The sequence below is a fragment of the Streptomyces sp. BBFR102 genome (assembly GCF_051397025.1).
Lineage (GTDB): Bacteria > Actinomycetota > Actinomycetes > Streptomycetales > Streptomycetaceae > Streptomyces.
On sequence record NZ_CP195757.1, the window covers coordinates 4,546,471 to 4,560,612 of the forward strand.

Annotated in this window: 12 protein-coding genes and 5 tRNA genes; 13 read left to right on the forward strand and 4 right to left on the reverse strand. The window is 71.7% G+C overall.

Annotated features, from left to right (window positions below; all coding sequences use genetic code 11):
* Positions 1-15: 15 nt before the first annotated feature.
* Together ACSLIC_RS20265 and ACSLIC_RS20270 are read right to left on the reverse strand one after the other, a co-directional pair.
* The gene (locus ACSLIC_RS20265; protein ID WP_003951074.1) at positions 16-429 is read right to left on the reverse strand and encodes a roadblock/LC7 domain-containing protein; all 414 of its coding nucleotides are present in this window, start codon (positions 427-429) and stop codon (positions 16-18) included.
* Between the two features lie 9 nt (positions 430-438).
* Positions 439-4,140 carry a nitrate- and nitrite sensing domain-containing protein gene (locus tag ACSLIC_RS20270; RefSeq protein WP_436739130.1) on the reverse strand — a complete coding sequence of 1,234 codons (3,702 nt, stop codon included), beginning with the start codon at positions 4,138-4,140 and terminating at the stop codon, positions 439-441.
* Positions 4,141-4,759: 619 nt separating this feature from the next.
* Between ACSLIC_RS20270 and ACSLIC_RS20275 the strand changes: the two genes are divergently transcribed.
* The 9 genes from ACSLIC_RS20275 (at position 4,760) to ACSLIC_RS20315 (ending at position 8,885) form a co-directional block, all read left to right on the forward strand.
* Entirely contained in the window at positions 4,760-5,062 is a 303-nt protein-coding gene (locus ACSLIC_RS20275) for a hypothetical protein (RefSeq protein WP_436739131.1), read from the forward strand.
* A 128-nt stretch (positions 5,063-5,190) separates the two neighbouring features.
* Entirely contained in the window at positions 5,191-5,967 is a 777-nt protein-coding gene (locus tag ACSLIC_RS20280) for a fumarylacetoacetate hydrolase family protein (protein WP_436739132.1), read from the forward strand.
* Positions 5,960-7,453, forward strand: coding sequence for a glutamate--tRNA ligase (gltX, locus tag ACSLIC_RS20285; protein WP_436739133.1), 1,494 nt, complete (start codon positions 5,960-5,962; stop codon positions 7,451-7,453). The genes ACSLIC_RS20280 and gltX overlap by 8 nt, the downstream gene beginning before the upstream one ends.
* A gap of 106 nt (positions 7,454-7,559) precedes the next feature.
* Positions 7,560-8,294: an HAD family hydrolase gene (locus ACSLIC_RS20290; protein WP_436739134.1), complete on the forward strand. Its 735-nt coding sequence runs from the start codon at positions 7,560-7,562 to the stop codon at positions 8,292-8,294.
* Positions 8,295-8,377: 83 nt separating this feature from the next.
* Positions 8,378-8,449, forward strand: a tRNA-Gln gene (locus tag ACSLIC_RS20295).
* A gap of 21 nt (positions 8,450-8,470) precedes the next feature.
* Positions 8,471-8,543: transfer RNA gene (locus tag ACSLIC_RS20300), tRNA-Glu, on the forward strand.
* A gap of 87 nt (positions 8,544-8,630) precedes the next feature.
* Positions 8,631-8,703: transfer RNA gene (locus ACSLIC_RS20305), tRNA-Glu, on the forward strand.
* Between the two features lie 16 nt (positions 8,704-8,719).
* Positions 8,720-8,791 (forward strand) — tRNA-Gln (locus ACSLIC_RS20310).
* A 21-nt stretch (positions 8,792-8,812) separates the two neighbouring features.
* Positions 8,813-8,885: transfer RNA gene (locus ACSLIC_RS20315), tRNA-Glu, on the forward strand.
* A gap of 63 nt (positions 8,886-8,948) precedes the next feature.
* On the opposite strand, the gene ACSLIC_RS20320 is transcribed toward ACSLIC_RS20315, so the two are convergent.
* The gene (locus ACSLIC_RS20320; RefSeq protein ID WP_436739135.1) at positions 8,949-9,638 is read right to left on the reverse strand and encodes a MerR family transcriptional regulator; all 690 of its coding nucleotides are present in this window, start codon (positions 9,636-9,638) and stop codon (positions 8,949-8,951) included.
* A gap of 117 nt (positions 9,639-9,755) precedes the next feature.
* Between ACSLIC_RS20320 and ACSLIC_RS20325 the strand changes: the two genes are divergently transcribed.
* A complete protein-coding gene (locus tag ACSLIC_RS20325) occupies positions 9,756-10,235 on the forward strand; it encodes a DUF4188 domain-containing protein (RefSeq protein WP_436739136.1) in 480 nt (159 codons plus the stop codon).
* 102 nt (positions 10,236-10,337) lie between these two features.
* Here ACSLIC_RS20325 and ndgR read toward each other — a convergent pair whose 3' ends face one another.
* Positions 10,338-11,054 carry an IclR family transcriptional regulator NdgR gene (ndgR, locus tag ACSLIC_RS20330; RefSeq protein WP_003951083.1) on the reverse strand — a complete coding sequence of 239 codons (717 nt, stop codon included), beginning with the start codon at positions 11,052-11,054 and terminating at the stop codon, positions 10,338-10,340.
* Between the two features lie 174 nt (positions 11,055-11,228).
* On the opposite strand from ndgR, the gene leuC reads away from it, so the two are divergent.
* The 3 genes from leuC (at position 11,229) to ACSLIC_RS20345 (ending at position 14,001) form a co-directional block, all read left to right on the forward strand.
* Positions 11,229-12,647 carry a 3-isopropylmalate dehydratase large subunit gene (gene leuC, locus ACSLIC_RS20335; protein ID WP_436739137.1) on the forward strand — a complete coding sequence of 473 codons (1,419 nt, stop codon included), beginning with the start codon at positions 11,229-11,231 and terminating at the stop codon, positions 12,645-12,647.
* Between the two features lie 6 nt (positions 12,648-12,653).
* On the forward strand, positions 12,654-13,247 hold the full coding sequence (gene leuD / locus ACSLIC_RS20340) for a 3-isopropylmalate dehydratase small subunit (protein WP_436739138.1): 594 nt from the start codon (positions 12,654-12,656) through the stop codon (positions 13,245-13,247).
* A gap of 526 nt (positions 13,248-13,773) precedes the next feature.
* On the forward strand, positions 13,774-14,001 hold the full coding sequence (locus ACSLIC_RS20345) for a hypothetical protein (RefSeq protein WP_436739139.1): 228 nt from the start codon (positions 13,774-13,776) through the stop codon (positions 13,999-14,001).
* The last annotated feature ends 141 nt before the right edge of the window (positions 14,002-14,142 follow it).

The window sequence follows — 14,142 nt, forward strand, 5'->3', positions numbered from 1 at the left end:
GTCGTGCGGGTCGGGCTAGTGCAGGAGACTTCCCTGGAGTTCGGCGCGCAGGTCCGGCGTGAGCACGGCGCCCGCGCGGTCGACCAGCAGCGCCATCTCGTAGCCGACCAGGCCGATGTCGCACTCCGGGTGCGCCAGCACCGCGAGGGACGAACCGTCCGAGACCGACATGATGAAGAGGAAGCCGCGCTCCATCTCGACCACGGTCTGGTTGACCGGACCGCCCTCGAAGATCCGGGAGGCCCCGGCGGTCAGCGAGGTCAGACCGGAGGCGACAGCGGCGAGCTGGTCGGCGCGGTCACGGGGGAAGCCTTCGGACATCGCCAGAAGGAGTCCGTCGGCGGAGACCACCACCGTGTGCGACACCCCGGGGGTGTTGTCCACGAAATTGGTGATCAACCAGTTCAGATTCTGTGCCGCCTGGCTCATCGGACTCAACTAACGCTCCTGCTGGTGAGAGGGGCCGGGGTAACCACCGGTCCGGGAGTCGTCGCCCTGTGGCGCGCCCCCCTGACCACTCTGGTAGCGACCCTGCTGGATGCCCCGACGGAGATTGGTCAGCCGGCCGCGCACGTCGTCGGGGGCGCGCGAGACCTGAGGACCGGTGGGGTTCTGCTGCTGCTCGGCCGTACCCGGCACGAGGTTGGCCTTGGGGACTCGGCGCGGCAGACCGGAGGTGGTGACGCCGCCCGCCGAGGGCTGGCGGACCCGCTCGGCCTGCTTGACCAGTTCGTCGTTGGGCGAGGGCCGCCACGAGCCGGCGGCCGGCGCCGCCGGACGCCGCTGCGGTGCCGGCTCCTGCGGGGCCTGCGGCCGCTGGGGCTCCGGGTGCTGCTGCGGCGCCGGTTCGGGGGCCGTCTGCTGCTGCCCGGGGCCGTCCTGCGGCTCGCCGCCCTGGCCGCGGAACCAGTTGGTCTCCAGCGTGTCGTAGAGCGGGGTCCCGCCGTCGCCGGGGCCCGACGGGGGCAGGTCCCCCTGCCCGCCGTGCGGCTGCTGCGGCAGACCGGGCCCGTTCTGGTGCCCGCCCTGACCGTACGCGTCGTAGCCCTGCTGCTGCCCGCCCTGCTGCTCCTGGCCGGCGTAACCACCCTGGAAGTCCTGGAGGCCGCCGCCCTGGTAGCCGCCCTGCTGCTCCTGCGCGGGGGCCCCCGGGAACTGCGGGCCGACGCCGGGGCCCGACAGTTCGTCGTACGGAGCCTGGCCGGCCTGGCCCTGCTCGTACGCCGGGAACTGGCCGGTGGCACCCGGACCGTACGCGTCCTGGCCGCCCTGGTGCTGCTCGCGCACCGCGGGGAACTGCCCCGTGACGCCCGGGCCCTGCTCGGAGACGGCCGGGAACTGCGCCGTGGCGTCCGGCTCGTCGTGGCCGCGCGGGGTGTCGTGCGCCGCCGCGTGCTCGTTGGACCAGCTCGGCCTCGCCTGCTCGCCGCCCGGCGCCGCGGGCAGCTCCGCCCGGGGACCGCCCGGCGGCAGCTGACCGCCACCGGAGCGCGGGGGCAGCTGCGGCCTGCGGCGGCCGTCGGCGCGCACGCCCGGCCCGTTCGGCGGAACCGCGCCGAGGCTGTCCGCCCCGGTGCCGTCCTGCCGCTGGGCCGGTATCTGCGGCCGCTGGTCGTTGCGGGCGGGCGCCCCGAACGGGGTCTCGCCGGGGCCGCCCTGGCGGGCGCCGCGATCGGCGGGGCCGCCGCCGAACAGGCCGCCGGGGCCGCTCTGCCCGGAGCGGGCCGGGGGCCGGTTGCCCTGGCCGCCCTGGTTGCCCGGCGTGACCGCGCCGAAGAGGTTGGTGGAGCCGCCCTGCTGCTGCGGGGCGTCGCCGCGCATCGCCGCGCCGGGCTCGCGCCCGGGCAGTGCCGCACGCGGTGAGGAGGAGCCGACCTGGCCGCGTGCCTGGCCCGCGCCGAGCTGGCCGCCCGCGCCGCCGGGGCCGGGGCGACGGCCGCCCGGACCGCCCTGCGGGACGCTCGCGGCGCCTGCCTTCGGCGGAACCTTCTTGCCCCCCTGGGCGACGTCGACGGGGAGCATGACCAGCGCGGTCGTACCGCCCGAGTCGGAGGGGCGCAGCTGGATGCGGATGCCGTGGCGCTGCGAGAGACGGCCGACCACGAACAGACCCATGCGGCGCGAGACCGAGACGTCCACCGTCGGCGGCTGCGCGAGCCGCTCGTTGATCGCGGAGAGGTCCTCGGGGGAGAGGCCGATGCCGGTGTCGTGGATCTCGATCAGCACCCGCCCGTCGGGCAGCGCGTGACCGGTGACCTTGACCTTGGTCTGCGGCGAGGAGAACGACGTGGCGTTCTCCAGCAGCTCGGCGAGGAGGTGCACGAGGTCGTTGACGACGCGGCCGGCGACGTCGGTGGCGGGCACCGAGGCCAGTTCGATGCGCTCGTACTGCTCCACCTCGGAGGCGGCGGCGCGGAGCACGTCGACCAGCGGGACGGGGCGCGTCCACCGGCGGCCGGGCTCCTCACCGGCGAGGACCAGGAGGTTCTCACCGTTACGGCGCATGCGGGTGGCGAGGTGGTCGAGCTTGAAGAGCGAGGAGAGCTGGTCCGGGTCGGCCTCGCGGGACTCCAGTTCGGAGATGAGCGAGAGCTGGCGCTGGATCAGGCCCTGGCTGCGGCGCGAGAGGTTGGTGAACATCGCGTTGACGTTGCCGCGCAGCAGCGCCTGGTCGGCGGCGAGGCGGACCGCCTCGCGGTGCACGTCGTCGAAGGCCGCGGCCACCTTGCCGATCTCGTCGCGGGAGTGCACACCCACGGACTCCACCGAGGTGTCCACGTCCTGCGGGTCCGACTCGGAGAGCTGCTGGACCAGCTCGGGCAGCCGCTCCTGGGCCACCTTGGTCGCGGTGTCCTGCAGCCGGCGCAGCGAGCGGATCATGGACCGGGACACCACGAAGGCGCCGACCAGCGACACGCCGAGGACCAGCAGGATCACCGCACCGTTGAGGTACGCGTCGCGCTCGGACTCGTTGCGCAGCTCACGGGCCTTCTGCTCCATCTCGGTGAGCAGGGTGGTCTCGATGCGCTGCATCTGGTCGAGCTCGGCGGAGGCGTCGTCCAGCCAGTCGCGGTACGAGCGCTTGTCCAGCATCCGCATGCCGTTGGGCTCGGTCAGCACGCGCTTGGCGTAGGCGTTGGCCTCGGTGATCGTCGCGTTGTTGCCCAGCGGCTTCAGCAGCGTCTCGGCGTTGCCCTCGTAGACGCCGCCGAGGATGGCGAGGGAGCCCTCCTCGTTCTTGAAGGCGTTGGAGCCGTAGCGGCGGTCGGTCTCGGACAGCTCGCCGTAGGTGCGGTCGTTGGCCGGCAGGGCGGCGGCGATCACGGCCCGCTGGATCGAGGCGTACTCCTTGGCGGAGGAGAAGGCCGCGAGCGCACGGGTGCGCTGGATCATGTCCGGGTTGCTGGTCGCCTGCGCCATGTGGGTCGACAGGTCGAGCAGCTGCTCCACGAGCTGGCTGTAGGCGTCGATCGTCTGGGAGACGGACTGGCCGTCCTGGTACGCCTCCTTGCGGATGTCACCGAGCGTGTAGAGCTGGCTGGTGACCTGCCGGACGTTGCTGCGGACACCGTCGAGAGTCTCCTGGTCCGCGCTCTCCAGGCTGCGGGTGCCCTCCAGGAACACCTTCCGTGCGCTGTCGGTGTTCTCCCGGTGGCTGCGGACGTCGTAGTCGGACGCCTTGCCGCCGTGCGTGAGCGGGCCCGCCGACTGGTCGCGCTCGTTCTGCAGCGCGGTCGCGAGCCGGGTGGCGCGCTGGGTCATCTCGGTGAGCAGCTTCATGTTGTCGAGCTGCTCGATCTCGTCCATGGACGAGCTGATACGCATCGCGCCGAGCGAGGTGGCCGCGACCACGGGCAGCGTCAGCAGCGCCACCAGGCGCGTACTGATGCGCCAGTTGCGCAGCGCTATTCGCGAGCCGGGGCCGGTGGGAGCCGCCGACCTGTCCGGGGTGTCGTCGGCCTTCTCCGCAACACCGTCCTGGGAGGTGGAGGTGGTGGGAGATGCGCCCGCACGCTCCTTGTCCCGGCCCTTGGCCGGGCCGGTGTTCCGGGCGTGCTGGGTCGACTGGCCGCGGTCACTCCCGCCGCGCGGCTCGGATTCGGCCGCAGCGCTGCCATCCCTCTTGAAACGTCCCTGCACTGGCGTCGCAACCTCTGGACCAGGCGTTCCGCCGCTGCATGCGGTGGAACGGAGTCGATTCGGGGGGCCTCTCCGATGGATACCGGGCCCCAGGTGGTCGTGATGGACCGGCGCGTCCTCCCCTTTCACCGCCACGCGGCGCTTGTTGCGCCCCTGCGCGCCGACCGTTTCGAGCGGCGGTCCGGGGAATTTCAGCACAGTGCCGGATCTCCAACAAGGGCCGTGGGTAACCCCCGGACACAGATGACCGGATGTGAGCACAGCATCACCAACGGTGGAAACCGATCCATAACATAACGGACGTTTACTGACGAGGCGCGAGCCCCCGGTGTGGCCCGTGCGGCTGCCCCAGTCGCCATGATCGGGAGCGGAATGGTTGGTTCAGCGGTGCATTGTCCGTTTCCCCGACTCGAACAGGCAGTCCGAACTGTCCAGGATTGTCCGCCTCTTCGTGAGGAAACTCACACGAGGATCATGGCTCCTTCTCGGCTCTGCGGGGGACGTGCATGTTTAGCCTGGCGCTTTACTGGGATGAGGCGTCCGGAACGCGAACCGGCACCGCGACCGGCCGGCCCCACCACCGGCAGAACCTCGACGCAGACAAGGGCCACAGCAGCAGATGACCACCACCCCGGCGCCCCGCACCACCGCCAACCCCCGCCGCACCACGCTGGCCCGCCTCGCCGACGCCGCCTCGCTGCAGCGCCCCGCCACCCGCCCCGACACCGGGACGCTGCCCGCCGCCACGGCCAACCCGCGCCGCACCCTGCTGGCGACCACCCCCGCCGTCACCGGCCCCGCCTACGGCGCGAACCTCCCCGGCCAGACGGCCAACCCGGTGCGCACCATCCTCATGACGGCCCCGGCCCCCCGCACCGCCCCGTCCCCGGCGCCCGCGCCGGCCGTCGCGGCCGCCCGCTAGTCCGGCCGCCCACCGCGCTCGCGCCCCGTGCCCCGGCCCCGCTCCGCGCGGGCCGGGGCACGGGGCGCGTTAGCCTGGGGTGTCCGACTTCAGCAGCGTCAGCAGTAGCAGAGGGGCAGCCGCAACCCGTGCGCATCGCCAGGTTCTCCATCGACGGCAATGTCGCCTTCGGGGCGGTCGAGGGTGACAGCCCCGACAGCCTCGTCCTCGACATCATCAAGGGCATCCCGTTCGCCGACTTCGAGCTCTCCGGCACCAAGGTGCCGGTGGACAAGGTCCGGCTCCTGCCGCCCGTCCTCCCCAGCAAGGTCGTGGCCATCGGGCGCAACTACGCGGAGCACGCCAAGGAGATGGGCGGAGCCGTCCCCGACGTCCCCGTCACCTTCTTCAAGCCGTCCACCTCCGTGACCGGCCCCGGCGACCCCATCGCGTACCCCTCCTTCACCGAGGAGCTGCATTACGAGGCGGAGCTGGCGGTGGTCATCGGCCGGATGTGCCGCGAGGTGCCCCGCGAGCGCGCCCGCGACGTGATCCTCGGCTACACCTGCGCCAACGACGTCACCGCCCGCGACGTGCAGCGCCGCGAGGACCAGTGGGCCCGCGCCAAGGGCTTCGACAGCTCCTGCCCGCTCGGCCCGTGGATCGAGACCGACGTGGAGCCGGACGACCTCACCATCCAGTGCACGGTCAACGGCGTCCAACGCCAGCTCGGCCGCACCAGCGACATGGTCCGCTCCGTCGAGGACCTGATCGTGCACGTCACCGAGGCCATGACGCTGCTCCCGGGCGACGTCATCCTCACGGGCACCCCGGCAGGCGTCGGGCCGCTCACCGTCGGCGACGAAGTCGCCGTCTCCATCGAAGGCATCGGCACTCTCACCAACAAGGTGATCAAGCGTGGCTAGCGCAGCAGCAACCCCCTCCTCCCCGGTCCGCGTACGGTTCTGTCCCTCGCCCACCGGCAACCCCCACGTCGGACTCGTCCGCACCGCCCTCTTCAACTGGGCCTACGCCCGCCACACCGGCGGCACCATGGTCTTCCGCATCGAGGACACCGACGCCGCCCGCGACTCCGAGGAGTCGTACCAGCAGCTCCTGGACTCCATGCGCTGGCTCGGCCTCGACTGGGACGAGGGCCCCGAGGTCGGCGGCCCGCACCCCCCGTACCGCCAGTCGCAGCGCACCGCCCTGTACACGGACGTCGCCGAGCGCCTGGTCGCCGAGGGGTACGCCTACCCCTGCTACTGCACCGCCGAGGAACTGGACGAGCGCCGCGAGGCAGCCCGCGCCGCCGGCCGCCCCTCCGGGTACGACGGCCACTGCCGCGACCTCACCGACGAGCAGAAGGCCGCCTACGAGGCCGAGGGTCGCAGCCACATCATCCGGTTCCGGATGCCCGACGAGACGATCACCTTCACCGACCTGGTCCGCGGCGAGCTGACCTTCCAGCCGGAGAACGTCCCGGACTACGGCATCGTCCGCGCCAACGGCGCCCCGCTGTACACGCTGGTCAACCCGGTCGACGACGCCCTGATGGAGATCACCCACGTCCTGCGCGGCGAGGACCTGCTCTCCTCCACCCCGCGCCAGGTCGCGCTCTACCAGGCCCTGGAGAAGCTGGGCATCGCCAAGCGGACCCCGGCCTTCGGCCACCTGCCGTACGTGATGGGCGAGGGCAACAAGAAGCTCTCCAAGCGCGACCCGCAGGCCTCGCTCAACCTCTACCGTGAGCGCGGCTTCCTCCCCGAGGGCCTGCTGAACTACCTCTCGCTGCTCGGCTGGTCCTTCTCCGCCGACCGGGACGTGTTCACGATCCCCGAGATGGTCGCCAAGTTCGACATCGCGGACGTCAACGCCAACCCGGCCCGCTTCGACCTCAAGAAGGCCGAGGCGATCAACGCCGACCACATCCGCATGCTCGACACCGCCGCCTTCACCGAGGCGTGCGCCCCGTGGCTGGTCGCCCCGTACGCCCCCTGGGCGCCGGAGGACTTCGACCAGGCGGTCTTCGACGCCATCGCGCCGTACGCCCAGACGCGCCTGACCGTGCTCTCGGACATCACGGCCAACGTCGACTTCCTCTTCCTCAAGGAGCCGGTCTCCGACGAGGCGTCCTGGACGAAGGCGATGAAGGGCGACCCGCAGGCCCTGCTGACCACCGCCCGGGAGAACCTCCAGGCCGCCGACTGGGGCAGCGCCGAGGCCCTCAAGGAGGCCGTCCTGAAGGCCGGCGAGGCGCACGGCCTCAAGCTCGGCAAGGCGCAGGCGCCGGTCCGCGTCGCGGTCACCGGCCGCACCGTCGGCCTGCCGCTCTTCGAGTCCCTCCAGATCCTCGGCAAGGACGCCTCCCTCGCCCGGATCGACGCGGCCCTGGCCAAGCTCGCCGCGTAGCACCGCTCCGTACCGCCCGTGGGGGCGGCGGCCCGTCCGGCCGCCGCCCCCACGGGCGTTTTCCGCACCCTGGCCGCCGGACCCCCGCAGAAGCTAGATTCGTTCCATGGGCACGAACGCGATCAAGGCCGTGGTGTGGGACGTCGACGACACGCTCTTCGACTACGGGCGCGCCGACCTCGACGGCATCCGCGCCCACCTCGCCGCGGAAGGGCTGCTGGAGGCGCACGGCGGCGAGGAGGCGGCTCTCGCCCGCTGGCGGACCGTCTCGGGGACCCACTGGCGCCGTTTCGTGGCGGGCGAGACCGACTTCGAGGGGCACCGCCGCGACCGGGTGCGGGAATTCCTCGGCGCCCCCCTCACGGAGGCCCAGGCCGCAGCCTGGTGGGACCGGTACGTCGCGCACTACGAGAGTGCCTGGTCGCTCTTCCCGGATGCCGCGGCGGCCCTCGCCGCGGTCGCCGCTCTCTGCCGCCAGGCGGTCCTCTCCAACGCCAGCCTCCTGGTCCAGGAGCGCAAGCTCACCACCCTCGGCGTCCGCGACCACTTCGAGAGCGTGGTCTGCGCCGTCGAGCTGGGCATCGCCAAGCCGGAGGCCGGCGCCTTCCTGCACGTCTGCGAGGCGCTGGGCCTGGCCCCCGCGGAGGTGGCCTACGTCGGCGACGACCGCGAGGTGGACGGCGTCGGGGCGCGGGACGCCGGGCTGCGCTCCGTCTGGGTCGACCGGGACGGCACCCGGGGCCCCGCGCCCGAGGGAGTCGAGCGGATCACCGGGTTGGCCGAGCTGCCTGCGCTGCTGAGAGGGCGAACCCGTTTTGGAGCCCGGTCCACCTTCGGGTAATGTTCTTTCTGCGCCGCCCGGGCGGGCCGAAAGGCCGAAGGGAGGCGCACACCGAAGAAGACCCCCTCGGGGTTGAATTTTGGTGGGCTATGGTGTAATTGGCAGCACGACTGATTCTGGTTCAGTTAGTCTAGGTTCGAGTCCTGGTAGCCCAGCTCGCAGAGCTCATCTGCAAGGCCCCCGTTGTGTAGCGGCCTAGCACGCCGCCCTCTCAAGGCGGTAGCGCCGGTTCGAATCCGGTCGGGGGTACAGATCCATCCTGCTGATCGTCGGAGTCGCTCTCCATGGTCAAGCGGTGACATCACCCGGCGTCGCTCGCCGGGTGGGATCGCTAGGGCCCCCGTTGTGTAGCGGCCTAGCACGCCGCCCTCTCAAGGCGGTAGCGCCGGTTCGAATCCGGTCGGGGGTACTGGTCTCAACCACCATGGGCTATGGTGTAATTGGCAGCACGAGTGATTCTGGTTCATTTAGTCTAGGTTCGAGTCCTGGTAGCCCAGCTCGCAGAGCTCATCTGCAAGGCCCCCGTTGTGTAGCGGCCTAGCACGCCGCCCTCTCAAGGCGGTAGCGCCGGTTCGAATCCGGTCGGGGGTACAGAGAAGAAGGGCCTTCCGCATCATGCGGGAGGCCCTTCTTCGTGCGCCGGGCGGGGCCCGCTCACCGGGTGGGGTCCGCCGCCTGGCCGGTGTCCTTCTCCTGGTCGAGCAGGCCGTAGCGGCGCTGGGACTCCTCCTCCTGGGCCAGTCGGTGCAGGTCGAGCAGGACCGGCTCGTAGAGCACCGCTGCGGCCACCGCCGACTCCACCCGTTCCACCTCCTGCGGATGCTGCTCCATCAGGTCCAGATCGTGGGCGGCCACCTCGGCCATCTGCCGGGCGTACGGCACCAGTTCGGTGGCGGCGCAGACGTAACCGAGACGGCGCAGGGTGGCGACCGAGGCGACCAGGGAGCGGTGGACGGGGGAGAGCGGCCCCACCTCGCGCACCCGCTCCCAGCCGACCTCCGCCAGCATCCGGTCGACCTCGGCGGCGGCCTCGCCCGCCGCCTCGTCCTCCTCGGCGGGCCCGGCCGGCGGGCGTGGGAGGGACCACAGGGCGGCGCCGAGGCGCATCGTCAGCTCGAGCGAATCGTCGTCGACCGCCGCGAGGATCTCCCGGGCCGTGGCCACCGGGACCTTCCCGACCTGGATCAGCGCCCGGACCAGCCGCAGCCTGCGCAGGTGGAAGGCGTCGTACGAGGCGCGGGTGGCGTGCACGCGGTGGCCGGGCGGCAGCAGCCCTTCCCGCAGGTAGTACTTGATCGTCGCGGTGGAGACACCGCTCTCTTCGCTCAACTCCGAAAGCCTCATGGGTACTTGGGGCTCCCTTTCGCTTGCCACCGGTCTTTGGGGAGTGTCACTATCCAATAGGTGACGGGAGAGCGCCACTATCCGGTGGTGCCTCCGCGACGACGGGGGAAGGGCACCATGCGCGACAAGATCCAACTGGGCCGCCGGACGGCGGCGCCCGACGGCGAGGTCGTCGTCTTCCTGATCGGCATGCGCGTGAACCACCTCTGGGCTCTCCACCGCTGGCTACCGGTCTTCTTCGCCATGCCCGCGATGCTCCGCGAACTGGTCCGGGACCGCTCCGCCGGCCTCCTGCACCATGTGCTGCTCACCGGCTTGCCACGCACCTACTACGTGGTCCAGTACTGGGAGTCCAAGGAGAAGCTGCTCGACTACGCCCGGTCGCCCGAACGCAAGCACCACTCCTGGTGGGGCCGGCTCAACCGGTACGTGCGCGAGAGCAAGGGGCACGTCGGCATCTGGCACGAGATGTACGTCGTCCCGCCCGGCCGCTACGAGTCCCTCTACGGCGACATGCCCGTCTCCGGGCTCGGCAAGGCGTACGGCGTCGCCCCGGCCGGGGCCGGGGCGCGGGGGCGGATGAAGGTCGCGGTCTGAGGCCGTGCCCGGCAAGCCGACGCACGCGCCAGACCCCGCCGTCCGGATCGTGGACCGCGGGGTCTCGGTCGTGCGGGGTGGGTGTCGGTCGGGTGGTGGCCGTCAGCTGGTGCGGCGGAGGGCCTCGGAGAGGCGCTGGGCCGCGTCGATGATGGCCTGGGCGTGCATGCGGCCCGGGTGCCGGGTCAGCCGCTCGATGGGGCCGGAGACCGAGACGGCGGCCACGACGCGGTTGGAGGGGCCGCGCACCGGGGCGGAGACCGAGGCCACGCCGGGCTCGCGCTCGCCGATCGACTGGGCCCAGCCCCGGCGGCGTACCCCGGAGAGCGCCGTGGCCGTGAAGCGGGCGCCCTGGAGGCCGCGGTGCAGGCGCTCCGGCTCCTCCCAGGCCATCAGGATCTGGGCCGAGGAGCCGGCCTTCATCGTCAGGGTCGAGCCGACCGGCACGGTGTCCCGCAGGCCGGAGAGGCGCTCGGCGGCGGCCACGCAGATGCGCATGTCGCCCTGGCGGCGGTAGAGCTGCGCGCTCTCGCCGGTCACGTCCCGCAGGTGGGTGAGGACCGGCCCGGCCGTCGCCAGCAGGCGGTCCTCGCCGGCCGCGGCGGCCAGCTCCGAGAGCCGTGGGCCGAGGATGAACCGGCCCTGCATGTCACGCGCCACCATGCGGTGGTGTTCCAGAGCCACGGCGAGGCGGTGCGCCGTGGGGCGGGCGAGCCCGGTCGCCGCGACCAGCCCGGCGAGGGTGGCCGGACCGGACTCCAGAGCGCTCAGAACGAGAGCCGCCTTGTCGAGAACGCCGACGCCACTAGAGTTGTCCATGAAACGATACTCGCGTCTCACTCTGTGAAACGCAAGTTCAATTTCCCCGGGAAGTTGCCAGTCTGTACAGGCGGGCACCTCACAGCCCGCTCTGCCGCCGCCCGCACGGGGGTCCGGACGGGGCGCACCGAATCTCTAGTTGGGCCGGCGACGACGCCGGCCGAAGGGAAAGCGATGGGTAGGACACTCGCGGAGAAGGTCTGGGACGACCACGTCGTCCGGCGCGCCGAGGGCGAGCCGGACCTTCTCTTCATCGATCTGCACCTGCTGCACGAGGTGACCAGCCCGCAGGCGTTCGACGGCCTGCGCAAGGCCGGGCGCGCCGTGCGCCGCCTCGACCTCACCATCGCCACCGAGGACCACAACACCCCCACCCTCGACATCGACAAGCCCATCGCCGACCCGGTATCCCGGGTCCAGCTGGAGACGCTGCGCAAGAACTGCGCCGACTTCGGCGTACGGCTGCACTCCCTCGGCGACGTCGAGCAGGGCGTCGTGCACGTGGTCGGTCCTCAGCTCGGGCTGACCCAGCCGGGCACCACGGTGGTCTGCGGCGACTCGCACACCTCCACCCACGGGGCTTTCGGCGCGCTGGCGTTCGGTATCGGGACCAGCCAGGTCGAGCACGTGCTGGCCACCCAGACGCTGCCGATGGCCCGCCCGCGCACCATGGCCATCACCGTCGACGGCGAACTGCCCGACGGCGTCAGCGCCAAGGACCTGATCCTCGCCGCCATCGCCAAGATCGGCACCGGCGGCGGCCAGGGCTACATCCTGGAGTACCGGGGCCCGGCCGTCGAGAAGCTCTCGATGGAGGCCCGGATGACCATCTGCAACATGTCCATCGAGGCCGGCGCCCGGGCGGGCATGATCGCCCCGGACGAGACCACCTTCGCCTACCTGGAGGGCCGCGCCCACGCGCCCCAGGGCCAGGAGTGGGACGAGGCCGTCGCCTACTGGAAGACGCTGCGCTCCGACGACGACGCCGTCTTCGACGCGGAAGTCGTCATCGACGCGGCGTCCCTGGCGCCCTTCGTCACCTGGGGCACCAACCCCGGGCAGGGCGCGCCGCTGAGCGACCGGGTGCCGGACCCCGCCTCCTTCGAGGACCCCTCCGCGCGGTACGCCGCCGAGAAGGCCCTGGAGTACATGGGCCTGCACGCCGGGCAGGCGCTGCGCGACATCCAGGTCGACACCGTCTTCGTCGGCTCCTGCACCAACGGCCGTATCGAGGACCTGCGGGCCGCCGCTGACGTGGTCAAGGGCCGAAAGGTGGCCGACGGCGTCCGCATGCTGGTCGTCCCCGGCTCCGCCCGGGTCGGCCTCCAGGCCGTCGAGGAGGGCCTGGACGCGGTCTTCAAGGAGGCCGGCGCCGAATGGCGGCACGCGGGCTGCTCGATGTGCCTGGGCATGAACCCCGACCAGCTCGCCCCCGGTGAGCGCTCCGCCTCCACCTCCAACCGCAACTTCGAGGGACGTCAGGGCAAGGGCGGCCGCACCCACCTGGTCTCGCCCCAGGTGGCCGCCGCCACCGCGGTCACCGGCACGCTCGCCTCGCCCGCCGACCTCACCGACGTACCCGCGGGAGTCTGATCAGCCATGGAAGCCTTCACCACGCACACCGGCCGGGCCGTCCCGCTGCGCCGCGGCAACGTCGACACCGACCAGATCATCCCCGCGCACTGGCTCAAGAAGGTCACCCGCGACGGCTTCGAGGACGGGCTCTTCGAGGCATGGCGCAAGGACCCGGAGTTCGTCCTGAACCAACCCGAACGCGCGGGTGCCACCGTCCTGGTGGCCGGGCCGGACTTCGGCACCGGCTCCTCGCGCGAGCACGCGGTCTGGGCGCTCCAGAACTACGGTTTCAAGGCGGTCATCTCCTCCCGCTTCGCCGACATCTTCCGCGGCAACTCGCTGAAGAACGGCCTGCTCACCGTCCTGCTCGACCAGAAGGTCGTGGACGCCCTGTGGGAACTCACCGAGAGCGACCCCACGGCCGAGATCACCGTCGACCTCCGGGACCGCGAGGTCCGCGCGGCGGGCGTCACCGCCCCGTTCGAGCTGGACGAGAACTCCCGCTGGCGCCTGCTGAACGGCCTGGACGACATCAGCATCACGCTGCGCGAGGAGGAGGCCATCGCGGCCTACGAGTCGGGCCGTCCGGCCTTCAAGCCGCGCACGCTGCCCGTCTGACGCCTCCGCCGCACAGCGCCGCGCCCCCGTTCCCACCGGAGCGGGGGCGCGGCGCTGTGCGGGGAGTTGTGCCCCTGGCGTTCCGCACGGGCGGTGCGGCCGGGCACCCGAACGGTCCAGCAGGGCGCGGGAAAATGCGGGGGAGCGGATCGGGGCGCGGCAGGCGACGGTGCCGGCGAGGGTCCCGGGCCCGGGATTCGCGGCCGGGTGGGCGGGAAGGCGCCGTACAGGAAGGGAATGCCGTGGGCGCCAAAAGTGTTCGGAGTTGGCGTGAAAGTGCCCCTTGGGGTCGACTCCGGAGGTCGGAAGGGGCCATCCGGCTGACCTTGTGGCGAGTTGGCGCGGCCACTCCGACGACACCCGGAAGGGTGGTCCCCGTACCGGTCAAGTGTGCTGACGTGGACGGGAGTTGGCCTTCTTTCGCATGGTGGGGAGCCGGTCGCCCCCTCCTTCTGAAAGGGTGGGCCCCGCGCGGCAGTTGCCCCCCTGTGGGGCGACAACTCGCCGCAGATGGCACAATCGGCGCATGGAACGCGACAGCGAGATCGAGCTCTACGACGTTGTCGCCGACCGGCTGAAAGAAGCGCACTCCCGAGTGCGCGCGCTGCAAGTCCCGGAGGGCGTCCGCAGGGCGCTCTCCCGAAAGCTGCTGGCCATTACGGCCGCGGCGAAACACGATCTCGCGGCGGCGGCCCGACGTCTGGACCGCTTCACGGCAGAGCTCGATGAAGGGCGATTCCCCGAAGATCCCTGAGCGTCAAGTGAGCCCCACAGGAGCCCCAAGGCCCCTTCGTGGAGCGACAGGTCGCCTCCGTTGCGGCGCACGGGTGATTAGCCCGTTTCGTGTTTGATTTGCGGTATATATCTGCCTACCGTGCGAAAAAGCTTGAACACA

Excerpts from the sequence above, each read along its gene's own strand:
- ACSLIC_RS20275 (WP_436739131.1), top strand. The coding sequence starts at position 4,760 with ATGACCACCACCCCGGCGCCCCGCACCACCGCCAACCCCCGCCGCACC.
- ACSLIC_RS20265 (WP_003951074.1), bottom strand. The coding sequence starts at position 429 with ATGAGCCAGGCGGCACAGAATCTGAACTGGTTGATCACCAATTTCGTG.
- ACSLIC_RS20320 (WP_436739135.1), bottom strand. The coding sequence starts at position 9,638 with ATGAGGCTTTCGGAGTTGAGCGAAGAGAGCGGTGTCTCCACCGCGACG.
- ACSLIC_RS20345 (WP_436739139.1), top strand. The coding sequence starts at position 13,774 with ATGGAACGCGACAGCGAGATCGAGCTCTACGACGTTGTCGCCGACCGG.
- ACSLIC_RS20325 (WP_436739136.1), top strand. The coding sequence starts at position 9,756 with ATGCGCGACAAGATCCAACTGGGCCGCCGGACGGCGGCGCCCGACGGC.
- leuC (WP_436739137.1), top strand. The coding sequence starts at position 11,229 with ATGGGTAGGACACTCGCGGAGAAGGTCTGGGACGACCACGTCGTCCGG.
- ndgR (WP_003951083.1), bottom strand. The coding sequence starts at position 11,054 with ATGGACAACTCTAGTGGCGTCGGCGTTCTCGACAAGGCGGCTCTCGTT.
- leuD (WP_436739138.1), top strand. The coding sequence starts at position 12,654 with ATGGAAGCCTTCACCACGCACACCGGCCGGGCCGTCCCGCTGCGCCGC.
- ACSLIC_RS20290 (WP_436739134.1), top strand. The coding sequence starts at position 7,560 with ATGGGCACGAACGCGATCAAGGCCGTGGTGTGGGACGTCGACGACACG.